Below are 25,747 nucleotides of genomic sequence, written 5' to 3'. Positions count from 1 at the left end.
GTGGATCATATGATGTCAGCAGTCAAAGAAAAAACAGCTTTTGAACATCTATTTTTATCAAATCATCAATCAAGCTTGGAACATTATGAAAATCAAATGACGCATGCGATGAACTCCGTTAAAAGGATCATGGCATCCAAGGATCCATACAGCGGTTTGAGTCCTTTTGACATGAAGAAGGAATTAGATCAAGATTTTCCAGTCTTTCACCCTAAAACGAATCAAAATGAGCAAACGGTATATGAAAAACTTACGGATACCATCACTTCAAATACCATTCATGTCAGCCATCCATCAACTGCTGCACATCTTCACTGTCCGCCAATGATTCCGGGTTTAGCGGCTGAAGCCATTATTTCCGGCTTAAACCAATCCATGGATTCATGGGATCAAAGCGGCGCAGCTACTATGGTTGAGCAGTATGTAATGAATGGACTGTGCGGGATGTTCGGGCTTCCTGATGGAGATGGTGTGATGACAAGCGGCGGAACGCAGTCTAATTTAATGGGGCTGCTGCTTGCAAGAGAACGTGCTGCCTTAAAATTTTGGAATTGGAATAGTAAAAAGAAGGGTCTTCACCCTGAGCAGCATCGTCTGAAAATCCTCTGCTCAGAAGCAGCCCATTTTTCAGTACAGCAGGCAGCGTCAATATTAGGATTAGGTGAAGATTCTGTTGTTTTAGTAAAAGCGGATGAAAAATACCGAATGTGTATGGATGATTTAGCTTCATGCATTGACGAACTGAAACAAAAGGGCGATTTGCCTTTTGCTCTGATCGGCACAGCAGGAACAACAGACTTTGGCAGCATTGATCCGCTTGCGGAAATGAGCAGCGTCGCTATAGAACATGATCTGTGGTTTCATGCAGATGCTGCTTATGGTGGCGGACTTGTCTTAACAGATACCCATAAGCATAAACTTGCTGGTTTAGAGAAAGCAGATTCCATTACCGTAGATTTTCATAAAATGTTTTATCAGCCAATCAGCTGCGGAGCATTTCTGGTAAAGAACAGGGAGTCATTTTCATTTATCAGACATCATGCGGATTACTTGAATCCTATTGAAGACGAGGAAGATGATATCCCGAATTTAGTTTCAAAATCCATTCAGACAACAAGACGCTTTGATGCACTGAAACCGTTTCTGTCCTTTCAATTAGTTGGAAAAGAAGACTGGGAAGAGATGATTGATCACACGCTGCTTGTATCGCAGAAAACATATGAGCTGCTGAAAAAAGTGCGTGAATTCAGTGTCTATCATCAGCCTGAACTGAGCACGGTTGTTTTCAGATACATCGGGACAGGCTTTTTAACAAATGAGCAGCTCAATCAATTAAACTATCAAATCCGGGAAATTCTTCTGAAAAATGGAGAAGTGATCATAGCCCGGACGAAGGTGGACGGCAATGCTTGTCTGAAATTCACCTTTTTAAATCCATTAACAAAGATGAGTGATGTAGAAAAAATCATCAGAAGAATGAAAGAAATCGGAGAAGATGAAACAAGGAGGCTGCATGATGAACAAACTTGAAGCGATGGCTCTTGCTGAAAAAGCAACTCTGCAAAGCTATTTAAATTGCTTTCTGCGTGAAACAAACAGCGGGAATCTTAGTGAAGATGCACCTGTTGCATTAAGAAAGAAGCACAATGGAAAATGGATTCATGTTCGTTTACACAAGCAAAATTCTAACCTTTATATCCCTGCAGGCTATCTATCGGAGACAGGGCGCCACCTGTTAGAATATCCTGTTTACTGTGAAAATGAGGAAATCGATTACATAACATGCATTGTAAAAACGATGAAAGAATTGGATTTAAATTCAGCTGAAAAAAACGACGAACTGCTTTTACGAGTCAAACAAAGCTGTGAATCCATGGCTCAATTTCTAGAAGAGCGAGCTAAAGATGAGGAAGAGCTCTATCAAACCTCATTTGATTTTATTGCAGCTGAACAGTCCCTTTTGTTTGGCCATTTGCTTCATCCTACACCAAAAAGCAGACAGGGAATGACTGAATCGGATATGAAGACGTATTCACCAGAATTAAAAGGAGCATTTCCCCTGCATTATTTTAGAGCTCATGCAGAGTCCATTTATTCAAAGTCAACAATGCCAAAGTCAGCAATTGACCTTATAAAGCAGCTTGTCAAGGATGACCCGGAGATCGATGATGCGTTTAAAGAGAAGTATGCGGGCGAGGATGAGTACGCGCTTCTTCCCATCCATCCGTGGCAAGCAGAGTATTTGCTTAGAGACTCTTCTGTCCAAGAATTCATTCAAGCAGGGAAGCTTGAAAATCTTGGACAGCAGGGACGGTCATTTTATGCAACTTCATCTCTGCGAACAGTTTATCATCCGGATGTAGAGTTCATGCTCAAATTTTCACTTAACATCAAAATCACCAATTCTGTCCGGGCGAACCTGTTAAAAGAGCTTGAACGGGGAGTAGAAGTAAAAGAATTGATGGGCACACAGCTCGGAAGTGAGTTATCTGAGCATTATCCTGATTTTGAAATCATTCACGATCCTGCATTTATTACATTAAAGCTGCACGATCAAAAAGAATCAGGTTTTGAAGTCATACTCAGGGAAAATCCTTTTTATAAAAAACGGGCGGAACAAGCAACAGCTCTAGTTGCCCTTTGTCAAGACGGAATTTCGCCGCAATCATCAAGACTTGCGAGCATCATTCGGGACCAATCTAAAAAGGAAAATCGATCAACAAAAGAAATAAGCACAGACTGGCTGAAACGCTATTTGGCTATCTCCTTAAAACCGATTCTTTGGCTCTATTTTGAAAAGGGAATTGCCCTTGAAGCACATCAGCAAAACAGCGTTGTTAAGCTTGAAAATGGTTATCCATCGCGCTTTTTTTATAGAGACAATCAGGGCTTTTATTTTTGCGAATCAAAAAAGAAAGAATTGAATTCGCATCTCCCTGGAATCGGTTTGAAAAGTGAAACGGTTTGTTCTGACGCGGTAGCAGATGAACGATTGCGCTATTACTTCTTTTTCAATCATTTATTTGGACTTGTCAATGCATTTGGCACTGCAAATCTGGCAGACGAGAAGGATCTTCTTAATCTGATCAGGGAGGAATTGGAACAGCAGTCACTTCCGGCTAATCATCCATCTCTTTTGCTGAAAACCTTGCTTGAAAATGGGACTTTGCCCTGCAAAGCGAATTTATTAACGAGATTCCACGATCTAGATGAACTTGTTGGACCGCTTGAAACGCAGTCAGTTTATGTACAAGTGCGCAATCCTTTATTTACAAAAAAGGAGGCCTTTGCAACGAAATGAATCAGCTTGAGACCGGTCTATCCATAACATTTCGAAAAGCCGAATTTGAACATGACGCTGCCATGCTTCATAAGTGGCACCATGAACCTCACGTCATTCCATATTGGAATCAAGATTTCCCGTTCAGCAAATATAAGAAGCATCTAAAAAAGCTTTTGGCGGATGATCATCAAACGCTGTGGATCGGGCATCTGGACAGTGTGGCAATGAGCTATTGGGAAACGTATTGGGCAAAGGATGACATCATTGGAGATTATTATGAAGCAGAGTCTTATGATCAGGGTGTTCATTTGCTGATCGGTGATCCTTCTTATCTTGGTAAAGGTCTTTCTCTGCCAATGCTCCATGAAATCATGAAACAGATGTTTACAGACAAACGGACACAGAGGATCGTTGCTGAGCCTGACAGCCGAAATAAGAAAATGATACATGTTTTCAAGAAATGCGGATTCCTTCCGCAAAAGGAAATTCAGCTGCCTGATAAAAAAGCACTTTTCATGATTTGTGAAAGAGAAGATTTCGAACGGGGGCCAGAGAATGGTTTATGACGTAATTGGAGTAGGACTTGGACCGTTTAATCTCGGAATGGCAGCATTATTGGATGATGTTGAGGATACAGAGGCGCTCTTTTTTGATCAAAAGCCCGAATTTAATTGGCATGAAGGACTTTTGATCGAAGGGACAACCTTACAGGTGCCATTTTTGGCTGATGCGGTTTCCATGGTTAATCCGATAAGCAAATACAGCTTTCTGAATTATCTTCATCATCAAAAAAGACTTTATCATTTCTATTTTCTTGAATCGTTCCATATTCCGCGCAGAGAATATAATCACTATCTGCAGTGGGTAGCAGGCAGAGCTTGAAAGCTTGCAAATTCGGAAAACGGGTTGCAGATGTTTTGCATCATACTGAAGGATACGAAGTCCTTGTTGAAGATGTTTGCACCGGGGAAATGGAACGCTTTATTGCCCGTCATGTCGTTCTTGGAATGGGAAGTGCTCCGAATATTCCAGAATGGTCTGCAAGAGGGAAATCAGACAATCTTTTTCACTCGGCTGAATTTTTGCATAGGAAAAAAGAGAGTTTGCAGGCTGATACGATTTCCGTCATTGGTTCTGGTCAAAGTGCAGCAGAAATTTTTCTGGAGCTGCTGAAAGAACAAAATGAGTACGGCTATCAATTAAATTGGCTTACACGTACGGAAGGATTTTTCCCAATGGAGTATTCGAAGCTTGGGCTTGAGCATTTTTCGCCTGACTACACAGAATACTTTTACAAGCTTCCGCAGGAATTAAAGGATACGATCGTACCAAAACAGGATTCTCTTTATAAAGGAATCAGTGCAGATACCATTGCTGAAATCTATGATCTTTTATATGAAAGAACGATTGCGGGGCAAAAGCCCGATGTTCACTTATTGGCAAAAACAGCCGTCCTTGATATTGCGGCAACCAGTTCAGATTTAAATTTACAATGTCATCAATGGGAGCAGGGGGAAGCCTTTAACCTGCATTCAGATATCGTCATCGCAGCGACCGGCTATAAGACTGTATGGCCAAGCGCTTTTGGGAATCTATCAAACCTTTTGAAATGGGACACCAGGAACCGTCCAGTTGTCTCGAAAGATTATGAACTAGAGCTGCAAAATAAGAGGGAAAACAAAATCTTTATTCAAAACGGTGAAATGCATACTCACGGGGTAGGAGCACCCGATCTTGGATTAGGCGCTTACCGGAATGCTAAAATCATCAATCAGCTTGCATGCAGAGAAGTGTTTGATCTGCCCGAAAAAAATGTCTTTCAGCATTTTGGTCCAGGCCATCTTGTACGCAGCAAACAAACAGTATAGGAGAGTGAGAGAGATGTCAGCTGAACAAAAGTGGAATGCAGAAGATTGGAAGCAAGCGAGCAGACGGCTGCTTGCTAAAATGATATCTGAGTTTTTATACGAAGAAATGATCCAGGCGGAAAAAAAGGACGGCATATATATTGTGAACTTTGAGAGCGGAATATCCTACCGCTTTCTAGCTGAAAAAAGGCTGATGGACAGCTATTGGGTTAATGCTCATTCTATTGAAACAAATAAACAGGGTTCATGGGAAGAAGCTGTGAATCCCATAGAGTTTTTACTGGACCTGCAAAAGGAAATAAACATAAAACCTTTTACCGCTGCCTATTTAATAGAAGAATATAAACGCACTCTGCTTGCTGATGCCCACATTATCGCCAATCAGCAAGACCGTTCGACTGCAGATTTAACGGATCTGGACTATGCAGAGCTTGAAGGGGAGATGACAGGCCATCCCTGGATTACTTATAATAAAGGGCGCATCGGGTTTTCCTATTCAGATTACCTGCAATATGCCCCTGAACAAAAGCAGCAGACAACACTTGACTGGATTGCCGTCTCAAAGGAGTGGGGGACGTTCCATTCAACAAAAGAAGTTGAGTATGACAGGTTAATAGAAAGCGAGATCGGGCAATCTGCAATAAGAGAATTTAATGAGAAGCTAATTAATAAAGGACTGCAGCCTGAAAGATTTTTCTTTATGCCTGTCCATGAGTGGCAGTGGAATCACGTCATTGTTCCGTTGTTCTCAGAAGAGCTTTTTGAAAAGCGGATCATCTACCTTGGCAGAGGAGAAGATCAATACCTGCCGCAGCAGTCCATTCGGACATTTGTCAATATGGATCATAAAAAGAAGCATCACGTAAAGCTGCCAATGAGTATTTTAAATACATTAGTGTATAGGGGATTGCCGTCTGAACGTGTGGTGCTGGCACCAGAAATTACTGCTCATATTCAAGGGATCCGGGACAATGATTCATTTTTGAGAGATAAATGCAGGGTTATTCTCCCTGGAGAAGTGGCGAGCATGAATTACCATCATCCTGATTACGTAAAACTAGAAGGAGCTCCGTATCAATTTTTGGAGATGCTTGGAGTCATTTGGCGCGAAAGCATCTACTCATTCTTAGACGCGGGAGAACAGGCCATTACTCTTGCCGCCCTTTTATATGAAGGGGAGGACGGGAAATCATATACACTGGAATTGATAGAAAAGTCCGGCCTCAGCGTGGAAGAATGGACAGAGCAGCTGTTTGAAGTTCTCCTGCCGCCGCTTCTGCAGTACCTTTATCAATACGGAACGGTCTTTTCACCGCATGGACAAAATACGGTTGTCATTTTAAAAGACTATAAACCTCACAGACTAGCTGTAAAGGATTTTGTGGATGATGTCAATATCACTGATCAGCCGCTTCCTGAGCTTAATACCATTTCGGGAGAGCTTAAAACCGTCCTGAGGAGTGAAGCGCCTGAAGGATTGTGCCAATTCATTTTCACTGGATTATTTGTCTGCCATTTCAGGTATTTAGCCGATATCCTTCACAGAAGAACTGACTTTGATGAAAAGAGATTCTGGAATAAGCTGAGAGAATCAATCCTTTCCTATCAAGCTGACTTTCCGGAGCTGAAAGAACGCTTCGAACTCTTTGATCTCCTGAGGCCGACATTTAAAAAGCTTTGTCTCAACCGCAACCGGATGATCGAGTATGGCTATGGAGATGGCGATGACCGGCCTCATGCTTCAGAGTTTGGACAAGTGAAAAACCCGCTGGCAATTGAAGAACGTGTCATGGTATAGAAGAGACCATAATGGGTCTCTTCTTTTTTTATGCATAACACTTACAAAATTGCATATATTACTTACATATCATTATAAAAACTTGAATAATAGAATGATATCGATTATAATCACTTAAAAGAACTTATAATCTTTGTTATTGTAGAAACATTTCTGAAAGTTAGGTGGGCATTATGTACCAAGAAGAAAGGCTAATCTCCATTCTTGACTATTTAAAAGAAAATAAACGAATAACGGCCGATCAAATATGTTCGCTTTATGATGTTTCCAAAGACACCGCGAGGCGCGATCTCGTCAAACTGGAAGAGCAGAAACTGATTATCCGGACAAGAGGCGGGGCTATTTTGCCAAGCTCGCACACTGAAATTAAAGACTATCAAAACCGACTGCAGACAGTTTCTTATGAAAAAGAATTAATTGGAAGAAAAGCAGCAAGTCTGATTAGTGAAGGCGACAGAATCATTTTAGATGCCTCTACTACTGTCCAGGCATGTGCAGAATTTATTGATGTGAAACATGCGGCCATTATTACGAATTCCATTAATCAGGCCGATATATTATCAACAAAACCAGGCATTCAGATTCACCTTCTTGGAGGAGAACTTCAGAAAGAACACCGATTCTTATATGGATCCTCAGTGGTGGAAAAACTTTCAAAATATCAGGTTGATAAAGTATTTATAGGGGTTGTGGGCATTTCTGAGAGAGGGCTGTCCATTGCGCATGAAGAAGACGGAATGGTCAAACGGAAAATGATCAATCAGGCAAATCAGGTTATTGCGCTTGCAGATCATTCAAAGCTCGGTGTTACTGATTTTTTCCTTTATGCAGATCTTCACGAAATCGATTTGCTTATTACAGATAAAGAACCGGATAAAGCATTTAGAGACTTGCTTGATAAACATAACGTGGAATTGCTTGTGGCAGAGGAGGAAATGGAATGACAAAATTAATCGCTATAGACCTGGACGGAACATTATTAAACAGTGAGAATAAAATCAGCGCAGAAAATCTGAAAGCAATAAAAGCTGCACAAAAAGAGGGAATTGAAGTGGTTGTAGCTACTGGCAGAGCCCATTTTGATGTGAAGGAAATTTTTAAGGATACAGGCGTAAAAACATGGGTTATTGCTGCTAATGGAGCGACGATTCACAATCCAGAAGGGGCTTTGTTTCATTCACAGCCTATGGAAAAGGATACAGCTGCTGCGGCCCTTCAATTTTTGGAACACAATCATTATTATTATGAAGTGTTCGGCCGGGATGCTATTTATACTCCTCAAAGCGGAAGAGAGCTTTTGAATATTGAAATTGACCGGGTTGAAAGTGCCAATCCTGATACGGACCGCTCCCAGCTTCTTCAGGCGGCTGAAAAACAATACAGCCAGACAGGCTTTAGGTTTGTTGAATCGTACATGGACATTCTGAGTCAAACAGAGGAAATCTATAACATTCTCGCTTTTTCTTTTCACCAGGAAAAGCTGGATGCAGGCTGGGAGAAATTTAAAGACACAGAAAATATCACATTGGTTACATCAGCCGCGCATAACTTTGAAATAGAGCATAAGCTTGCTTCTAAAGGAATTGCCCTTCAAAAATTGTCTGCTCATCTTGCCATTGAACTGAAAGACACTGCAGCCATTGGTGACAGCATGAATGACAAATCAATGCTTGAAATAGCGGGGAAGAGCATTGCAATGGGTAATGCCCGCCCGGAAATTAAAGCGATCTGCAGGGATATTACTTTAACAAATGATCAGGACGGGGTAGAGCTCGCTATAAAAAGAATGATGGATGCTAAGCAGAAAGTCTGAAAGAAAAGGCCGGCCTCTTTATCAAGAGGCCGGCCTTTTCTAAACGTTGTAATGATCATTATTTATATAATAAACAAGATGATCTGTCCATTGGTTATTTTCATACAGAAACCCTTGGCGGATACACTCAAACTTCATCCCCACACTCTCGGCAAGCTTAACAGAAGGGTGGTTATCAAGATTGATATGAGCTTCAAGACGGTGGTATTTCAACTGGTCAAACGCAAGCTCGATAGCCGCTCTAACAGCTTCTTTGCCATAGCCCATTCTCCAAAATTGATTATGGATGGTATATCCCATCCGGGCCCATTGGAAGTCATCACGAATCAGGGTAGAGAAATCTACATACCCGACATGCATCCCGTCTGCTGCCCTGAAAATACCGAAGACATACGCTTTATCTTTATTCATGAGCTGATGGTGTTTCTCCGCGAATGCAGCAAACCACTCTGGGGTGCACACGCTCATATCCAGTCTGCCTTCATCATATTTGTGCTGTTTTGGTTTTCTATTTATATATGCTGATAGCCAAGTTAAATAGTCAGATGACTGATAAGGCCTTATGACTAGGCGGCTGGAATTTGTAGAATAATTTGCCAAAGCATATCCCTCTTTCTATTTCAGACAAAAATGTGTTAAATATGGATTGTTTTTCTGTATTAAGGGTATTAAGTACTATTAAATCTCTGAGGAGAATGGTATGAATCGTGATAATGTGCTGTTAACCCGAATACTTCAGAAAGAAGCTGCTGCCCTGGAATTATTGTACGATCAATATGAAGTCATGCTGCTGAGAGTAATTTATTCGTCCCGCAGCGACTCTATTTTTGCAGAGAAAGTTTTGAATGAGCTTTTTAGAGATATTTGGCATAATCCCCTGAAGTATACTCAAGGCAGATTTGCTGCTGCAGCCATCGTTTCTGCCTGCAAAGAGAAAGTGAAAGAACATTCTTCCCTCTGCAGGAAGTCAGTTGGGGAACCTACCCTTCATTTTTCAAATAAATTGGCAGAAAAATTGTGAATGAAGTACCGGCACCAGGCTCGCTATTTACATATATATGTCCCTTCATAGCTTTAACGATGCTGAAGGATACCATCATCCCAAGACCGGTTCCGTTTGATTTAGTAGAGAAATAAGGCTCCCCAAGCCTCAGCACCTGATCTTCTGTCATTCCTTTTCCGCAGTCAGAAATGACGATTTTGATGTGAGAGTGTTCCTTCGATGTCGAAACTTCGATTAATCCTCCAGCTGAATAAGACTCGATTCCATTTTTGAGAATATTAATCAGTGATTGCTTAAGTTTCAGCGGATCTCCAAGAACAAAAATGTTTTCAGAGCTGAAGCTTTCCTTAAACTGAACGTTTTCCATTTGTGCGAGAGGCGTCAATACGTTCATGCAGTTTCTGAGCTCTGAATGAATATCGATCGAATGATTATCTTCAGCTTCTGGTCTGGCGAAAGTCAAATAATCTTTGATTATGTTTGTGGCACGGTCTAACTCATTTAATGAGATTTCTATGTATTCTTCCTTTTTCTTTTGGCTGATATTTTCTTCCCGCAAAAGCTGCAGAAATCCTTTTGTTGTTGTCAGCGGATTGCGGACTTCATGAGAAATGCTTGCTGCCAGGTGACTGACTACTTCAAGTTTTTCGGCTTTAATGACTCTTTTCAGCAAATTGAAATTCTGGACAATCGTTTCAAACAGTATAGTCCCGATGATTGCGGCGAATATGTGCAGAACAAATAGTTCAGCGTACATTTGAGGCTCAAAGAATGATCCATAAACCATTTCAATATGCAGAATTGAAAATAATAAAGAAGCAAGGACAATGACAACGACAAGAATTAATTTTTTCCTCAATCTGCTTTTTAAATAATAGGATGAAAGCATCGGCACGATGAGAACCAGAATGCCTGCCATCACTAATGTCGGATAGATGCCGCTTCCCCCTAGTGCCAGCCTGGTCACGATCGTAACCGCAAATAAAAAGAAACCAAGAGGATAACCTCCGTACAACAACCCCATAACAAAGGGGATGCGCCTGAAGTCAAAGAAAAAATCATTTTTAATCATAAACGGATACAGCATGCTTAAAATGATCGCTAGTGCAGGCAATAAAGCAAAGAGCCATTTATTCATTTTTTTATTTGTTTCTTTTCTCATGTATAAGAGCTGTATAATCAGCAGCGGGGATAATACTAGTAAAAAATTCAGTAATACATCCTTCATTTCCATGCCGTCCTCACCTTATCAGCAAAAATATTAGTAAAGCTCAAGCAACTTGGCCTCGTCCGACAGTCGAATCCGTTATGACCGGTGAGTAAGGCGCTTGCGCTAGACAACTATATGCAAAATTTAATAATCTGCGAACTGAAAAACTTCTCTATTAAAATATATATCAAATTAACTAGAGAATGTTAGAATATTCTAAAAGACTTAAATTTTTTTTGTCAGGAGAAGAGAAATGAGCGATCAGCAAATGCAAATTAAATTAATAGATAAAAAAGAATACGGTCATGCAGCTGAATTTTTACGGACCGATTTCGAATTGAATGCATTGATTATCGAGGACTTGTCAGAAGAACATATGATGGTTTACGGAAGTTATCAGAATATGCATTTGAATGCCCTTTTAATGATCTATCCTGAAAAAATTTATTACTACAGTCCTATTATCAATCTCCCATTAACTGAATTTGCATCCATTATTCAGGAAACTGGCATCCGCAAAATTGTCGGGAAAAAAGAATTGATTGATGAGTTTAAACATCACTTTCAAATGGATCTTGAGAGTGATTCTTTCATGCTCAAGTATGGAGGAAGCAAAGATTTACAGCCAAGCGAGGATATAAAAGTGATTACCAGTCTCGAAGAATGCCGAAAACTTTACGATTTGTTCATGCAGGTCGATGAATATAAAATGGTTGTACCGAATGAAGACTTCTTTGCGAATGATCACTATCAAAACATAGAAGCAGGAAAATTGAAAGTTTTATACAAGGCTGAAGATGGAAAAATGGTTTCGACAGCAGGCGTATTTATTGAAAGCAGCCGCACTGCCATTATAGTTGGTGTAGCTACGCCCCCCGCGCATCGGCGGAAAGGATATGCCTCAGAAATGATACGTGCCATTTGCCATGAGCTTGCAGCTGAAGAAATGGACATTTATTTGTTTTATAACAATCCAGATGCGGGGAATCTTTATAAACAGCTTGGATTTTATGAAGCTGCCAAATGGAAAGTCCTTGGAATAGCTGCACAGACTTAATATAATACTTGCATGAAACCAAAACTTCAGCTATGCTTAAAAACAATTGTTGCTTAATTTAAAAAATTTAATATTTTTAAAAGCGATAGGTGCTAATGGCAAGAGTATTTTTCTGTCTTAGCTTAAAAGGGAAGCTCGGTGAAAATCCGACGCGGTCGCGCCACTGTAATGGGGAGAATTTTATAAAGACCCACTGTTTTTCAAATGAAAAATGGGAAGGGAATAGAATTCAATGAACCTGAGTCAGGAGACCTGCCTATTGTATGCACTTCATGCCTACGCGAAATAGGGAGGGTGATGCGATATGTTGAAACCTGTCTTGTGTCTCAACTCAAGTTAACTTTGTCCATCAAACTCTCTTTATGCAAGAGAGTTTTTTTCATGCACAGAAAGTTGAGAGATGATAAGAAACGGGGGAACAGCAATGACCATTAAAAATTCAAACTTAGGTTATCCGAGAATCGGAGAAAAAAGAGAGTGGAAAAAGACGCTGGAATCGTTTTGGAAAGGCGATATAACGGAACCGCAATTTAAACAGCAGATGAAACAGATCAGACTGTCTCATTTGCAGAAACAGCAGGAAAAAGGAATTGATCTAATACCGATTGGTGACTTCAGCTATTATGATCATATTTTGGATACAGCAGTTTTGTTTGGCCTGCTGCCGGAGAGGTTCCGGAAGCAGGATGCTAACTCCCTTCAGACCTATTTTGATATTGCAAGAGGCAGCAGAGATCAAGTGGCGGCTGAAATGACAAAATGGTTTAACACGAATTATCATTATCTTGTACCTGAACTGGGTCAAGCAGAGCCAAGACTGACTAAAAACCGGCCGTTGCATCTTTATCTTGAAGCAAAAGAAGAGCTGGGCATAAACGGCAAGCCTGTTCTTGTCGGTCCGCTTACCTTAGTTGCTTTATCAAAAGGGGAAAATAAAGACCAAGTTCTTCAGAAGTTAATTCCTTTATATGTTCAGGTCCTGCAGGAGCTTGCAGATGCAGGCGCTGAGTGGATACAGATTGATGAACCGGTGTTCGTGACATCGGATGCAGATGATGCATTATTTTTAAAGGCTCAAGAAATTTATGGAACAATCAAAAGAGAAACAGTAAATGCGAAGCTGCTGATACAAACTTATTTTGAAAGTGTTGAACAATACGATCACCTAGTCAGCCTTCCGGTTGATGGTATTGGACTAGATTTCGTATATGACAGCGGTCTATCCCTTCAAAAGCTGCAAACCGCAGGATTCCCAAAGGATAAAGTTCTCGCTGCAGGTGTCATTGATGGACGGAATGTGTGGAAGGCAAGTCTGCAAAAGACTGTAAAGCTTGTCAACACAATCCTAGAAGCTGTTGACCGGGACAGGCTGATCCTTCAGCCTTCATGCAGTCTCATTCATGTGCCGGTGACTGCAGAAAATGAAAATCAGTTAGATTCGCTTGTAAAAGGCGCACTATCTTTTGCGGATGAAAAGCTTGAAGAGCTTAGCCTGTTGACGAAATTTTTCAACTTTGAAGCTGAAGAAGGGGCGCTTAAAGAATATGATTCAGCAGCTGATCAATTATCATCTTCAAAGCTCAGAAATCAAAAAGCAGTTCACGATGCGATGAAGCAGCTGGATTCCTTTTCAACAGTGAGACCGGAAGCTGGTCTGCGGAGAAAGCTGCAAAACAAACGATTCAGCCTTCCATTGCTGCCTACAACAACCATCGGCAGCTTTCCGCAAACTAAAGAGGTTCGGGCACAGCGGCTTAAATGGAAAAAAGGCGAACTGTCAGAACAGCAATACACTTCTTATATAGAAGAAGAAATAAAAAAATGGATTGAAATCCAGGAAAGTCTGGAGCTTGATGTTCTCGTACATGGAGAATTTGAAAGAACGGACATGGTGGAATTCTTTGGGGATAAATTAACCGGAATTGCGATTACAACTTTTGGCTGGGTGCAATCCTACGGCTCGCGATGCGTCAGACCCCCGGTTATTTATGGAGATGTATTGCTTGAGCAACCAATGACAGTAAAAGAAACAGTTTTTGCCCAAAGTCTTTCTAAAAAACCTGTAAAAGGAATGCTCACAGGTCCTGTTACCATTTTAAACTGGTCATTCGTTCGAAATGATCTGCCAAAATCAACTGTCCTTCATCAATTATCACTCAGCATCCGCAAAGAAGTCGAAGCACTTGAACAGGCTGGCATTGCGATGATACAAGTAGATGAACCTGCACTGAGGGAAGGTCTCCCGCTGAAATCAGAGAAATGGAATGACTATTTAGCAGATGCGGTGACAGCATTTAAGCGGTCAACTGCTTCCGTGCAGCCGGATACACAAATTCATACGCATATGTGCTATTCGAATTTTGAAGATATTATCGAGGCTATTGATGCATTGGATGCAGATGTCATTTCAATTGAAACTTCAAGAAGTCACGGTGAACTCATCCGCTCTTTTGAGAAATATGCATATGAAAAGGGGATTGGATTAGGTGTATATGACATTCACAGCCCAAGAATCCCGACAGAAGCCGAGCTCGCTCTGAACATTGAAAGAGCCCTGCAAGTATTAGATCCCGACATCTTTTGGGTCAACCCTGACTGCGGGCTGAAAACAAGAGGAGTATCTGAAACGATTGAAGCATTAAAAGTGATGGTGGCAGCGGCTAAAAGCTGCAGAGAAAAAGCACGCCAAGAGACTTCCGTATAAGGATTTCCGGTTATACAAAAAACAAGCCTGTTCCTAAAAGGGAACAGGCTTGTTCGGCGTATTAGCGGACACCTTTCATGTAACTTTGAATTTTAGGAGAAAGAATGAGCATAAGAACTCCTAAAAGAACGGCAATACCGCCAATGATGCCAAAATAGAGAATTTCAGTTTCTGGTTTATAGAATCGGACAATTTGAGCATTGATTGCTTGAGCAGATGCACTTGTCAGGAACCAAAGACTCATGGTCTGGGCTGAGAATGCAGCTGGAGCAAGCTTTGTTGTTGTCGATAAACCGACAGGCGACAGGCAAAGCTCTCCAAGTACAACAAGGAAGAAGCTAAGGATCAGCCAAATCGGATTAGCAAGTGAATCCGTTCCATTTACGTAAGCAGGAATAATCATAATCAGGAATGATAAACCGGCAAAGAACAAACCAAATGCGAATTTTTTTGATGTAGATGGCTGTCTGTTGCCAAGTTTGACCCAAAGCCATGCAAACACAGGCGCCAAGAAGACAACAAATAATGGATTTAACGATTGAAATAATGATGAGGGAATTTCAAAACCGCCAAATGTCAGGTCTGTTCGTTTATCTGCATAAGCTCCAAGGATGGTCGCACCCTGTTCCTGGATTGCCCAGAAAACCATTGCCGCAATGAAAAGCGGAATATAGGCAATCAGTCGTGAACGTTCAACATCAGTTGACTTGGGACTGCGGTACATCACGGTGAAGTAAACAATTGGAATTAAGATACCTAAAATACTGATTAAGAAAGTAAATCTTGCAATCGTCAGATAGCCTGTTGTGATTGAAATAGCTCCTAATATTCCGATAACAGCTAAACCAATAGCCAATCTTCCGAAAACTTTATTTCTTTCAGCTGGAGTAAGAGGGTTTGGGACTGCTGTTCCCGCTAATCCAAGATTTTTCTTTTTTGTCAGTACGAAGACGATTAATCCTAAAGCCATACCGATTGCAGCAAGACCAAAACCTAAATGGAAATTGTATTTTTGACCTACAGTACCAACGATAATTGGTGCAAGCAAACCGCCTAAGTTGATTCCCATATAGAAAATACTGAATCCTGAATCACGGCGATTATCTTCTTTGCTGTATAGATCACCCACAATATTCGAAATATTTGGCTTGAGCAATCCAGTACCGATTACAATGAAGAACATCGATACGAAAAACGCTGCAATGCTTCCAGGGAAAGCAAGAATAATATGACCGAGCATAATAAGGACTCCGCCATAAAAAACGGTCCGTGCATTTCCAAGCAATCTGTCGGAAATCCAGCCTCCGATGATTCCGGACATATAAACGAGGGAACCATAGATGGACATAATGGAAAGAGCAGTAGTCTGATCAAGGCCAAGTCCGCCATCTTTCATGGAATAATACATATAATACAGAAGAATAGCTCTCATCCCATAATAAGAAAAACGCTCCCAGAATTCTGTGAAGAACAGGGTGAATAATCCTTTAGGATGACCGAAAAAACCGTGTTGCGGTACACTTTGTACAATTTTGTCTTTGTCAATTGATGACATGATACAAGAAGCCTCCTTTTTACCATGTATAATAATACTACTATTAAAATTGAATTGTCAAAAAAAAACGGAAAAAATACTATGTAAATTATTTTTTTAATATAATTTTACAAAAATGACATTAAAAAACAGATCTTGTGTTCAGCTCTGTTTTCCAGCATATTTCCTTAAATTCATAATAGGGAAATGCCATGCTTTTAATCGGTTAAGAAATCTGAAGTTAATAAACCGCTTCAATTTTACCGTTTTCGCTATTTTTAATAGGCTGTATTCGTATCCTTTGTTGCTATTAGACCCAGATGTTTAACATTATAAGTGGATTGGAGCGGAAGGAACGGACAATATTTATCAACAACACACAACAATCTATGTGAAAACAGCCTTTTAATAGATGTAGCTACGGTCCTCTGAAAGTTTTATTCAGACTTCTATCCACAAAAAAAGACATAAATCTACTTTACAAACCATCGGTCTGTTTTTAATATGTAGAAAGGAGGAGTCGAATGATGAAGCAATTTGAAAGAAGAGTGCGTTCAGAGAAAGCATTGCTTGAGGCTGCATCTGCATTGATAAAAGAAGTGGGCTGCGGCAAAACCACACTTGCGGAAATCATGGAGAGGACAGGTCTTTCAAAAGGGGCCATCTATCACTATATTAAAAGCAAGGATGAACTATTCGCTAAAGTACTTGAAGCGAGAATTCATCAAACAAATGATAAATTCTTTGAAAAAATGGGGCAGACCAAAGACGGCATGAAGGACCCGATCGATGTATTAACAGAGAGTTTCGAAGAAATTAATCATCCAAAAGATGTAGTCAATCAAATCCTGCTGTACTTTATTGGCAGGAATGAACAAAAAAATGCAAAGGAAGCTCTTCGTGAATTTGATCAATGGATGTTTGAGTTTTCAAAGCTATGGATTGTATCAGGTCAAAAAAACGGAGTGATCAGCGAGAAGATTGATGCCAATCAAACAGCTGAGCTTTTTGTTCTGATGTCTTCAGGGTTTAGAATGAGAAACGTTCACAGCGGATCAGATTATGAATTTCAAACCTCTCAGTTTACAAATTTGATGAAGAGTTTGTTCAGGGAAGACCCTGTACTTTTGAAATAGTCTTTATATTGAAATTATTTTTCCCTTTTGGAATGTAATAATCTGTTTGTCTATTTATTCTTTTAAAATCAAAAAAAGAGACCTAAAGTCTCTTTTTTTGATTCTATTAATCTAATACTTCGACTTTTACCGTTTTGCGGCCCCATTTTCTTGCTTCTGCGCTATTAGGCATCAAAACATCGATTTTATGATTTTTGATTGCTCCGCCTGTATCACCGGCAATCGCAACTCCATATCCTTCAACCCAGACTTTCTTGCCAAGTGGAATGATTTTTGGATCAACCGCAATTAATTTCATGTTAGCATTTTCTTTAATATTTATGCCAATGGCCGTAAAGTCACTGGCTGTATCTTCATGACTGTAAGCTGTCGCTGTTACATAAAAAATTTTGCTTTCATCTTTTTCTTCTTTTGGCGGTTCTTTAGCAGCTGGTTTTTCTGCAGAGACAGGTTTGGCCGGTGCAGCAGCTGCTGCTTTTACTGCTTTCTTTTCCGCAGCTGCAGCTTTGGCTTTTGCTGCTTCCTTAGCTCTTTCAGCTTCTGCACGGGCGTTAGTTTCAGCGAGAAGGGCAGCCTGCTCTTTCTTTTTCGCGGCGGCAATAGTTGCTGCGCGGGCTTTCGCTGCTTCCTGTTCTTTTATAATGGTTGCTTCGATCGATTTCATTTGAGCCTGAAGGGCTGATTTTTCCTGTTCAGCAAGCGTCACTTCAGTTGAAATCTTTTGATATTCAGCTTGAAGCGAAGTCATTTTCTGTTGTCTGTTCAGCATTGCTTCCTCGAGCCTCGCGCCGCTTTCAGCTAATGTTTGCTGCTGTTCAGTCAGAAGAACCTCTTGTCTGTCAATCTCTTTTTTATCTTCTTCAATTTTCTTCAAATCAGCCTGCTGCTGTTCAAGGATGTCATTATCTGCATTTAATAGAGTAGCAACAGCTCCGATTCTCTCAAAGAAGTTTGAAAAACTTTCTGCATTAACTAAAGTGTGAATGACAATATCAGCGTGATCATTCTCCTGAAGAGCGGTTAGCCTTGCATACATGATTTCCTCGCGGCTTAACACTTTGTCCTGAAGCGCTACAATTTCTATTTTCTTTTCCTCGATTAATTGCTTCGTCTTTTTTATCTCTGCTTGAATGGAAGCATATTCTTGTTCATTTTTTGCTACAAGAGCTTCCATGTTCTGAAGTTCGTTTTCCATTTTCTGAACTGCGGTATGTACTGCCTGCTTTTGTTTTTCTTTTAGATTCAGCACTTCCTGATTTTGGTCAAGCTGCTTCTCAGCTTTATGTAAGGTGTCCTGATTCGTTTCTGCTAAGACGGTATTATAGCTTGATAGAGCAACAAAACCGACAGAAAGCGCGGTAATCATACGCATTGAAAATCTCATAAAACAACCCCTCTCTTGTATTTCAGTTATACCACAAAAAAGGGGCCTTTTAGATTACAAATCTGTTAAATCATTCAATATGCGACAAATTAATGAAAAAACCCTCCGAAAAACCGCCAAATACTGTCGGTTATTGCTGCCACTCTTTTAAAGTCTGATCTGCAGGCAGGAGAAAAGCCAGGATTCCCAAAATTGGCAGCAAAGCAATGCCTGTCATAACAGCTGTTAATCCAAAAGCATCAATTAATGAGCCTAAAGCAACAGAACCAATTGCCCCCATTCCAAATGCCAGACCAACTGTCAGTCCCGACATTGTTCCAATCTTTCCGGGAATAAGCTCTTGGGCGTACACAACTGTGACCGAAAAGCTTGAACTTAATATAAAACCGATTGCTGCAATGAGCGGGTAAGCTGCAATGGGACCTGCGAACGGCAGAATAAGGGCAAAAGGAGCTGTAGCGAGCAGAGAATAAAGGATAATCGTGCGTTTGCCGAACCTGTCTGCCAAAGGTCCCCCTGCAAAGGTTCCAAGAGCCCCCATAACAAGGAAGATGAAGATATACACCTGTGACTGGGCAATACTTAAATGATATTTCTCAATCACATAGAACGTATAAGAGTTTGATATGGCACTTCCATACCATGAACGTGCAAAAACGAGAAAGACGATCACTGCCAATGCAGAGTAAATGGCTTTTGTCAGTTTGACTTCTTTTTTTATTTTGCCATTTTTCTTTTCTTCCTTTCGGATGGCTGAAAGTTTCAGAGTATACCAGTTTGCTATATAGATAAGGAACATGACAGCAAGCGCTGCCGCAATGGTGAACCAAATAGCCCCAAACTGTCCGAATGGAACGAGAATAAGCGCTGTAATCAGCGGTGCAGAAGATGATCCGGTATTGCCGCCAACTTGATAGATAGATTGCGCAAGGCCACGTCTTTCTCCGGCCGCTAAATAGGCTACTCTTGACCCTTCAGGATGAAAGACCGCTGAACCGAGTCCGATGAAAAAGACACTCAGTAAAATCAATGAAAAAGAAGGAGCGAACGAGAGACCCACAATCCCTGCTAAGCTGCTCGTAAGTCCGATTGGAAGGGCGTAGGGCATCGGTCTTTTATCCGTATACCAGCCGACAACCGGCTGAAGAACAGAAGACACCATATTCAGCGTAAAAGCAATGAAGCCAAGCTGTGTAAACGTAAGCCCCATCGTTTTTTCAAGAATCGGAAACATCGCAGGGATCACAGATTGTATCGAATCGTTTAATAAATGACATAAACCTATGATAAAAAGGATGTTGTACATTGTCGGAGACGGTTTTGAAACCGACTTTTTTAATGAAGCTGCATTTTCCATTTTATGAGTCCTTTCCCAGCATAATATTTCGATAGACGAAATGTATTTTACCACAAAATATGAGGTGCGAAATCGAAAAATTCAAATAAAAAAAGCTTTTGGGGAAGAAACCCTTGAATGTTCATGTAAAAAGAGTAAAATAGATTTTAAAATTTACCTGAAAATTTAAACATTAGGGGATGTTCGCATGAAAGTGGTGAAATTTGGAGGCAGTTCGTTAGCATCAGGAGATCAGGTCAAGAAGGTATTTGATATCGTCACATCTGATCCTGATCGAAAAGTGGTGGTTGTATCAGCGCCAGGCAAACGGTATCCGGAAGATCGCAAGGTGACAGATCTTTTAATTGAACTTGGCGAAAGAACACTGCGCGGGGAAGAAGCCCCCGAATATTTGTCAGCTGTTATTGACAGATATAGTCAAGTGGCAGAAGAACTGAAATTGCCAGCTGAAATCGTTTCCAAGATTGAAAAGAATTTGATTCAGCTGCTTAATGCAGATAAAACCCGGCAAGCCCGTTACATAGATGCAATAAAGGCAAGCGGTGAAGACAACAACGCAAGGCTGATTGCGGAATATTTCAAGAGCAGAGGCATTGAGGCCACTTATATAAATCCTAAAGAAGCAGGTCTCCTTGTTGAGGACAATGGCGGAACAGCACTAGTTCTGAAAAAATCGTACGAAAATCTCAAATCTCTGAGGAAACGTTCCGGCGTTCTCATTTTTCCTGGCTTCTTCGGCTACAATGAAGCTTCCGAAGTTGTTACGTTTTCCAGGAGCGGGTCAGATATTACAGGATCCATTCTTGCAAATGGCATCGAAGCAGACCTTTACGAAAATTTCACGGATGTGGATGCGGTTTATTCCGTTAATCCGAACGTTGTTTCAAATCCAAAAGAAATCCGCGAGCTTACATACCGTGAAATGCGTGAGCTTTCTTATGCGGGATTCTCTGTGTTTCACGATGAAGCGCTGATTCCTGCATTTGAAGCCGGCATTCCGGTTCATATTAAAAATACAAATAATCCTGAAGCGGCTGGCACAAGGATTGTGAACGAACGAAAAAATACGAATGGACCTGTGATCGGCATTGCCAGCGATGATGATTTCTGCAGTATTTATGTGAATAAATATTTAATGAATAAAGAAATCGGTTTCGGACGAAAATTGCTTTCTATATTAGAGGATTTCGGGTTAACCTATGAGCACAGTCCATCAGGAATCGATGATCTGAGCATTATTTTAAGGCAAAAACAAATGAATGCCGAGACTGAGGAGCTTATTTTAGAGCGAATCCGCACAGACCTGAAGCCTGATGAGGTGACCGTTGAACATAATCTGTCACTTATTATGATGGTAGGGGAAGGCATGCGGCATAATATCGGCACCGCAGCCCGTGCTTCCAAAGCTTTGGCAGAGGCGCGCGTCAATATTGAAATGATCAATCAGGGATCATCAGAGGTCAGCATGATGTTCGGCGTAAAAGAAGCACAGGAAAAAAAAGCCGTCCAGGCACTTTATGAAGAGTTTTTTGTTGGAGTTTATGTTTAATATTGGATAGAGAGGCTGGGAGAAAAGGTTTTCAGCTAAAGAAAAATCCGAACTAATATGTGAAATTCCAACTTGAATTTCGTTTTAGTTCGGATTTTTTTCTTTGGCTCTTTTCATAAATATTGTTGCTGCAGGCTAAATGATAGAAACCTTAAGTGGAGCGGAAAGGAACGGACATTATTTATCATGAAAAACAACAATCTATGCGAAAATAACCTTTTCACACTATTCAATGTTCGGCTTTAATTCAGGAGATGATCGTTACGTCCCATCCTCTTTTTTTATTTTCAGCTGAACCTCTCTCCCTGACTTTGTGAACTGAGCTTTGTTACCTGAATCTAAAAAGATCCTATCACTTATACCCTGACAATTATCCTGAAATTAGTCTATAATGATAGAATATATAGATAATTCAGAAATAAGGAGGAAGCTAAGTTTGATAAAGAAGGTTGCGGTTATTGGTTCTGGAACGATGGGGCACGGCATAGCCCAGGTGTTTGCTGCTGCTCAATGTCAGGTGAAAATTTATGATTTAAGAGAAGACCTATTATTGAAGGCTGAGCGAATGATCATTCAGAATTTAGAGATGATGAAAAAAGAATCCTACATAAACTGCGGTGAACAAAAAGAAACGCTTGCAATGCTCTCGTATTCAACGGACCTTTTTGAAACGGTTCATGACGCAGATCTGATCATAGAAGCAATTCCTGAGGTGCTGGAATTTAAGCACCAGTTATTTCAATTGCTTGAAACAATGATACGTTCAACTGCAATTATTGCATCCAATACTTCTACATTTCCGATTTCAAAGCTCGCTGAAGCATGCGCGTTTTCCGAGCGCTTGCTCATTACGCATTTTTTCAATCCTGCCCATTTAGTCAAATTGGTTGAAGTAGTCAAACATGAGGATACTCTTCCATGGGCAGTAGAAGAGGTTATCAATCTACTAAAAGCTGCCGGCAAAAAAGTTGTCATGCTGAATAAGGACATTCCCGGTTTTATCGCAAACCGTCTGCAGGCTGCTGTAGTCAGGGAGGCATTTTATCTGCTTGAAGAGGGTGTCGCAAATGCAGATGACATTGATCAGGTTATGTCTGAAGGACCTGGCATGAGATGGGCTCTAAACGGACCGCTCCGGATTGCGGACATGGGAGGACTTGATATATGGGAAAAGGTAACAGGAAATTTGTTCCCAGAACTCGACTGCAGCACAGAAGCTCCCCGGTTTATTGTGGAAAGCGTCAAACAGGGAAATTTGGGAGCAAAAACCGGCAAAGGCATATATGAATATAGCGGTACAGGAGACGGAGCTTCAGACATCAGGGATAAACAGCTGATTCACCTGCTTAAAATGTAAGCGTTTTATACAAAGGGGAGGAAGATCTGATTGAATTCATTTGCTGTCTTTAGAAGTCCGAAAACGTGTTTTTATGGAAATCACTCATTTCAGAAGCTGGGATCAATTACGGCTCAATATGGGAAGAACGCACTCATTATCAGTGATCGCGTGATGATGGATCTTGGGTATATAGAAAAGGCGCAGCATTTGATTACTGAGTGCGGCGGCAAAAGCAGTATTTACCTTGGCGTAGCCTCTGAACCGACGGATATTTATGTACAGGAAGCACTCCATCAGCTGCAATCAGAAAAATGCGATGTTGTGATCGCTCTTGGAGGTGGGAGCTGTATTGATACGGCTAAGGCAGTTGCGGTTCTTGCAGTAAACGGCGGGTATATAGGTGATTATATGGGAGGCAAAAAAATCGCAGCAAATCTTCCTGTGCCTCTGATTGCGATTCCGACAACGGCAGGTACAGGCTCTGAAGCAACAGATGTCACCATCATCACGAATACGAAAAATGATGTGAAAATGATGATTAAGCAGCCGGCATTCATGCCTGAAGCAGCAATCGTTGATCCTGTTTTATCCTACTCTTCGCCAAAAGAAATAACAGCGGCAACAGGAATAGATGCACTCAGCCATGCGCTTGAGGCATATCTGTCAAGAAAAGCCCAGCCAATGACAGATATGCTTGCTTTATCTTCCATGAATCATATTGTGCCAAACATCAGGAGTGTGTATGAAGATGGTTCAGACAGTGAAGCCAGAGAAGCGATGTCTTTAGGGTCTCTTCAAGGAGGCATGGCCTTCTCCAATGCATCTGTTTGTCTTGTTCATGGCATGTCACGTCCGATCGGCGCCCTGTTTCACGTTCCGCATGGTTTATCAAACGCCATGCTGCTGCCTGCTGTTCTTGAATTCAGCAAGGATTATTGTACAGGCAGGCTCGCGGATGTAGGACGGATTTTTTCAAAAGAGAAGATGTCAGACAGTGAAGCAGCACAACTTGCGATTGATGAAATAAAAGCTCTTTGCAGGGATTTACATATCCCGAATTTAAAGGGGTGGGGAATTGATCCGCAAGCGTTCGAAAAGGCCATTCCGAAAATGGCGGCAGATGCCCTGGAAAGCGGCAGCCCCGGTCATAATCCGAGAGTGCCTTCAATGGATGAAATAGCAGAGCTTTACCGATATTCTTATACCTATTCATATCAGTCTGACAAACAAACAGCGGGAGGGGAAAAATGATGAAAACAATTGAAAATTATCTAAACGGAAAATGGGTGCCTGCAAAAACCGGCAAATTTGATGAGGTGCCTAACCCTGCAACAGGAGAAATACTTGCGAAGGTTGCGATTTCTGGAAAAGAAGACGTAGATGCAGCGGTTGCTTCAGCCAAAGAAGCATTTGAATCCTGGAGCAAAACACCTGTCCCAAAACGGGCAAGAATTCTTTTCAGCTATCAGCAGCTTCTGATCAAGCACGCCGAGGAACTCGCTTCCTTGATTACAACGGAAAACGGCAAAAGTTTAGAAGAAGCACGCGGTGAGGTGCAAAGAGGAATTGAATGTGTGGAATTTGCTGCAGGAGCGCCAACTTTAATGATGGGGTCTGTCCTCCCGGATATTGCCACAGACATTGAGTCGGCTATGTACCGCTATCCTGTTGGAGTCGTAGGAGGAATCACTCCGTTTAACTTTCCGATGATGGTGCCTTGCTGGATGTTTCCACTGGCGATCGCGTGCGGGAATACGTTTGTATTGAAGCCTTCAGAACGTACGCCTATATTAGCTTCCAGATTGGCAGAGCTCTTTTCAGAAGCAGGACTGCCTGCAGGGGTGCTCAATATCGTCAATGGAGCGCACGATGTTGTGAACGGTCTGCTTGAACATAAAGGCATCAAAGCCATTTCATTTGTAGGGTCTCAGCCTGTTGCTGAATATATTTACAAAACAGCAGCTTCACACGGAAAAAGAGTACAGGCCCTTGCCGGTGCAAAAAATCATTCCATCGTGCTGTCTGACTGTGATATTGAAAAAGCGGTCACAGGAATAATCGGTGCTGCGTTTGGCAGTGCAGGCGAGAGATGCATGGCATGTTCTGTGGTCGCCGTGGTTGATGAAATTGCTGATGAATTTGTTGAAAAACTCGTTCAATCAGCTAACGCCATCTCAATGGGCAACGGCCTCGATGAGGGAGTGTTTCTTGGACCCGTAATCAGAAGTTCTCATCTTGATAAAGTCCTGAATTATATTGATCTTGGGGAAAAAGAAAAAGCAAAGCTTGTTAAAGACGGCAGAATCGATGCTCGGAAACATGATAAAGGATATTATATTGGGGCTACCATTTTTGACAATGTCACAAAAGAAATGACCATCTGGAAGGATGAGATTTTCGCACCGGTTTTAAGTGTTGTTCGTGTGAAAAATCTGCAGGAGGCAATTGAACTGACGAATGAATCTGATTTTGCCAATGGAGCTGTTCTATATACAGCAAGCGGAAAAGCAGTCCGTGAATTTCGTGAAAAAATTGAAGCAGGCATGCTTGGAGTTAACGTGAATGTCCCGGCTCCGATGGCCTTCTTCCCATTCTCAGGCTGGAAAAATTCCTTTTACGGTGATCTGCACGCAAACGGCAAGGATGGCGTTGAATTTTACACGAGGAAAAAAGTGGTGACTCAGCGGTGGTTTAATTAACATGACGTTAAAG

The 25,747-nt window shown here is 41.2% G+C and carries 19 protein-coding genes, 1 pseudogene and 1 riboswitch; of the genes and pseudogenes, 15 read left to right on the top strand and 5 right to left on the bottom strand.

Features of this window, described 5'->3' with window-relative positions; genetic code table 11:
- Nucleotides 1–9 precede the first annotated feature (9 nt).
- The 7 genes and pseudogenes from AC3ISE_RS11310 (at nt 10) to AC3ISE_RS11280 (ending at nt 8,762) form a co-directional block, all read left to right on the top strand.
- Nucleotides 10–1,530 (top strand): pyridoxal phosphate-dependent decarboxylase family protein, encoded by a 1,521-nt coding sequence (locus tag AC3ISE_RS11310; protein ID WP_489221029.1) that lies wholly within the window; start codon nt 10–12, stop codon nt 1,528–1,530.
- Nucleotides 1,517–3,301 carry an IucA/IucC family protein gene (locus AC3ISE_RS11305; protein WP_489224318.1) on the top strand — a complete coding sequence of 595 codons (1,785 nt, stop codon included), beginning with the start codon at nt 1,517–1,519 and terminating at the stop codon, nt 3,299–3,301. Before AC3ISE_RS11310 ends, AC3ISE_RS11305 begins: the two co-directional genes overlap by 14 nt.
- Nucleotides 3,298–3,849 carry a GNAT family N-acetyltransferase gene (locus AC3ISE_RS11300; RefSeq protein WP_489221028.1) on the top strand — a complete coding sequence of 184 codons (552 nt, stop codon included), beginning with the start codon at nt 3,298–3,300 and terminating at the stop codon, nt 3,847–3,849. The genes AC3ISE_RS11305 and AC3ISE_RS11300 overlap by 4 nt, the downstream gene beginning before the upstream one ends.
- Nucleotides 3,839–5,151: pseudogene (locus AC3ISE_RS11295) on the top strand (lysine N(6)-hydroxylase/L-ornithine N(5)-oxygenase family protein). The gene AC3ISE_RS11300 and the pseudogene AC3ISE_RS11295 overlap by 11 nt, the downstream one beginning before the upstream one ends.
- Nucleotides 5,152–5,164: 13 nt before the next feature.
- Nucleotides 5,165–6,949: an IucA/IucC family protein gene (locus AC3ISE_RS11290; RefSeq protein WP_489221027.1), complete on the top strand. Its 1,785-nt coding sequence runs from the start codon at nt 5,165–5,167 to the stop codon at nt 6,947–6,949.
- 173 nt (nt 6,950–7,122) lie between these two features.
- Nucleotides 7,123–7,893, top strand: a complete 771-nt coding sequence (gene glcR, locus AC3ISE_RS11285; RefSeq protein WP_489221026.1) for a transcriptional regulator GlcR — start codon at nt 7,123–7,125, stop codon at nt 7,891–7,893.
- The gene (locus AC3ISE_RS11280) at nt 7,890–8,762 is read left to right on the top strand and encodes a Cof-type HAD-IIB family hydrolase (RefSeq protein ID WP_489221025.1); all 873 of its coding nucleotides are present in this window, start codon (nt 7,890–7,892) and stop codon (nt 8,760–8,762) included. Before glcR ends, AC3ISE_RS11280 begins: the two co-directional genes overlap by 4 nt.
- A 39-nt stretch (nt 8,763–8,801) precedes the next feature.
- Here the strand turns inward: AC3ISE_RS11280 and AC3ISE_RS11275 are convergent, their stop codons facing one another.
- Nucleotides 8,802–9,362 (bottom strand): GNAT family N-acetyltransferase, encoded by a 561-nt coding sequence (locus AC3ISE_RS11275; RefSeq protein WP_489221024.1) that lies wholly within the window; start codon nt 9,360–9,362, stop codon nt 8,802–8,804.
- Nucleotides 9,363–9,462: 100 nt separating this feature from the next.
- Between AC3ISE_RS11275 and AC3ISE_RS11270 the strand changes: the two genes are divergently transcribed.
- Nucleotides 9,463–9,783: a hypothetical protein gene (locus AC3ISE_RS11270; RefSeq protein ID WP_489221023.1), complete on the top strand. Its 321-nt coding sequence runs from the start codon at nt 9,463–9,465 to the stop codon at nt 9,781–9,783.
- Here the strand turns inward: AC3ISE_RS11270 and AC3ISE_RS11265 are convergent.
- Nucleotides 9,743–10,993 carry an ATP-binding protein gene (locus AC3ISE_RS11265; RefSeq protein ID WP_489221022.1) on the bottom strand — a complete coding sequence of 417 codons (1,251 nt, stop codon included), beginning with the start codon at nt 10,991–10,993 and terminating at the stop codon, nt 9,743–9,745. The two genes, AC3ISE_RS11270 and AC3ISE_RS11265, sit on opposite strands and share 41 nt — an antisense overlap.
- 235 nt (nt 10,994–11,228) lie before the next feature.
- On the opposite strand from AC3ISE_RS11265, the gene AC3ISE_RS11260 reads away from it, so the two are divergent.
- Both AC3ISE_RS11260 and metE read left to right on the top strand, forming a co-directional pair.
- Nucleotides 11,229–12,032, top strand: coding sequence for a GNAT family N-acetyltransferase (locus AC3ISE_RS11260; protein ID WP_489221021.1), 804 nt, complete (start codon nt 11,229–11,231; stop codon nt 12,030–12,032).
- Between the two features lie 70 nt (nt 12,033–12,102).
- Nucleotides 12,103–12,306, top strand: a riboswitch (cobalamin riboswitch).
- Nucleotides 12,307–12,456: 150 nt separating this feature from the next.
- The gene (metE, locus tag AC3ISE_RS11255; protein ID WP_489221020.1) at nt 12,457–14,736 is read left to right on the top strand and encodes a 5-methyltetrahydropteroyltriglutamate--homocysteine S-methyltransferase; all 2,280 of its coding nucleotides are present in this window, start codon (nt 12,457–12,459) and stop codon (nt 14,734–14,736) included.
- A 61-nt stretch (nt 14,737–14,797) separates the two neighbouring features.
- Here metE and AC3ISE_RS11250 read toward each other — a convergent pair whose 3' ends face one another.
- Nucleotides 14,798–16,291, bottom strand: a complete 1,494-nt coding sequence (locus AC3ISE_RS11250; RefSeq protein ID WP_489221019.1) for a peptide MFS transporter — start codon at nt 16,289–16,291, stop codon at nt 14,798–14,800.
- 503 nt (nt 16,292–16,794) lie between these two features.
- Between AC3ISE_RS11250 and AC3ISE_RS11245 the strand changes: the two genes are divergently transcribed.
- Entirely contained in the window at nt 16,795–17,406 is a 612-nt protein-coding gene (locus tag AC3ISE_RS11245) for a TetR/AcrR family transcriptional regulator (RefSeq protein ID WP_489221018.1), read from the top strand.
- A 106-nt stretch (nt 17,407–17,512) separates the two neighbouring features.
- Here the strand turns inward: AC3ISE_RS11245 and AC3ISE_RS11240 are convergent, their stop codons facing one another.
- Nucleotides 17,513–18,790, bottom strand: coding sequence for a 3D domain-containing protein (locus AC3ISE_RS11240; protein WP_489221017.1), 1,278 nt, complete (start codon nt 18,788–18,790; stop codon nt 17,513–17,515).
- A 130-nt stretch (nt 18,791–18,920) separates the two neighbouring features.
- A complete protein-coding gene (locus AC3ISE_RS11235) occupies nt 18,921–20,147 on the bottom strand; it encodes an MFS transporter (RefSeq protein WP_489221016.1) in 1,227 nt (408 codons plus the stop codon).
- A gap of 187 nt (nt 20,148–20,334) precedes the next feature.
- On the opposite strand from AC3ISE_RS11235, the gene AC3ISE_RS11230 reads away from it, so the two are divergent.
- The 4 genes from AC3ISE_RS11230 to AC3ISE_RS11215 all read left to right on the top strand — a co-directional run bounded on the left by AC3ISE_RS11230 (nt 20,335) and on the right by AC3ISE_RS11215 (nt 25,734).
- Complete coding sequence (locus AC3ISE_RS11230) at nt 20,335–21,696, top strand: aspartate kinase (protein WP_489221015.1); 1,362 nt, start codon at nt 20,335–20,337, stop codon at nt 21,694–21,696.
- Nucleotides 21,697–22,132: 436 nt separating this feature from the next.
- The gene (locus AC3ISE_RS11225; protein ID WP_489221014.1) at nt 22,133–23,053 is read left to right on the top strand and encodes a 3-hydroxyacyl-CoA dehydrogenase family protein; all 921 of its coding nucleotides are present in this window, start codon (nt 22,133–22,135) and stop codon (nt 23,051–23,053) included.
- 30 nt (nt 23,054–23,083) lie between these two features.
- Complete coding sequence (locus AC3ISE_RS11220; protein ID WP_489221013.1) at nt 23,084–24,286, top strand: iron-containing alcohol dehydrogenase; 1,203 nt, start codon at nt 23,084–23,086, stop codon at nt 24,284–24,286.
- The gene (locus tag AC3ISE_RS11215; protein ID WP_489221012.1) at nt 24,283–25,734 is read left to right on the top strand and encodes a CoA-acylating methylmalonate-semialdehyde dehydrogenase; all 1,452 of its coding nucleotides are present in this window, start codon (nt 24,283–24,285) and stop codon (nt 25,732–25,734) included. Before AC3ISE_RS11220 ends, AC3ISE_RS11215 begins: the two co-directional genes overlap by 4 nt.
- The last annotated feature ends 13 nt before the right edge of the window (nt 25,735–25,747 follow it).

The sequence above is a fragment of the Metabacillus sp. KH_069 genome (assembly GCF_057838075.1).
Note: the sequence above shows the minus strand (reverse complement) of the source record. Positions and strands in the feature narration are given on the sequence as shown.

What these genes read in the sequence shown, in the direction of transcription:
- AC3ISE_RS11310 (WP_489221029.1), top strand. Translation starts at nt 10, where the DNA reads ATGATGTCAGCAGTCAAAGAAAAAACAGCTTTTGAACATCTATTTTTA.
- AC3ISE_RS11305 (WP_489224318.1), top strand. Translation starts at nt 1,517, where the DNA reads ATGAACAAACTTGAAGCGATGGCTCTTGCTGAAAAAGCAACTCTGCAA.
- AC3ISE_RS11300 (WP_489221028.1), top strand. Translation starts at nt 3,298, where the DNA reads ATGAATCAGCTTGAGACCGGTCTATCCATAACATTTCGAAAAGCCGAA.
- AC3ISE_RS11290 (WP_489221027.1), top strand. Translation starts at nt 5,165, where the DNA reads ATGTCAGCTGAACAAAAGTGGAATGCAGAAGATTGGAAGCAAGCGAGC.
- glcR (WP_489221026.1), top strand. Translation starts at nt 7,123, where the DNA reads ATGTACCAAGAAGAAAGGCTAATCTCCATTCTTGACTATTTAAAAGAA.
- AC3ISE_RS11280 (WP_489221025.1), top strand. Translation starts at nt 7,890, where the DNA reads ATGACAAAATTAATCGCTATAGACCTGGACGGAACATTATTAAACAGT.
- AC3ISE_RS11270 (WP_489221023.1), top strand. Translation starts at nt 9,463, where the DNA reads ATGAATCGTGATAATGTGCTGTTAACCCGAATACTTCAGAAAGAAGCT.
- AC3ISE_RS11265 (WP_489221022.1), bottom strand. Translation starts at nt 10,993, where the DNA reads ATGAAGGATGTATTACTGAATTTTTTACTAGTATTATCCCCGCTGCTG.
- AC3ISE_RS11260 (WP_489221021.1), top strand. Translation starts at nt 11,229, where the DNA reads ATGAGCGATCAGCAAATGCAAATTAAATTAATAGATAAAAAAGAATAC.
- metE (WP_489221020.1), top strand. Translation starts at nt 12,457, where the DNA reads ATGACCATTAAAAATTCAAACTTAGGTTATCCGAGAATCGGAGAAAAA.
- AC3ISE_RS11250 (WP_489221019.1), bottom strand. Translation starts at nt 16,291, where the DNA reads ATGTCATCAATTGACAAAGACAAAATTGTACAAAGTGTACCGCAACAC.
- AC3ISE_RS11245 (WP_489221018.1), top strand. Translation starts at nt 16,795, where the DNA reads ATGATGAAGCAATTTGAAAGAAGAGTGCGTTCAGAGAAAGCATTGCTT.
- AC3ISE_RS11240 (WP_489221017.1), bottom strand. Translation starts at nt 18,790, where the DNA reads ATGAGATTTTCAATGCGTATGATTACCGCGCTTTCTGTCGGTTTTGTT.
- AC3ISE_RS11235 (WP_489221016.1), bottom strand. Translation starts at nt 20,147, where the DNA reads ATGGAAAATGCAGCTTCATTAAAAAAGTCGGTTTCAAAACCGTCTCCG.
- AC3ISE_RS11230 (WP_489221015.1), top strand. Translation starts at nt 20,335, where the DNA reads ATGAAAGTGGTGAAATTTGGAGGCAGTTCGTTAGCATCAGGAGATCAG.
- AC3ISE_RS11215 (WP_489221012.1), top strand. Translation starts at nt 24,283, where the DNA reads ATGATGAAAACAATTGAAAATTATCTAAACGGAAAATGGGTGCCTGCA.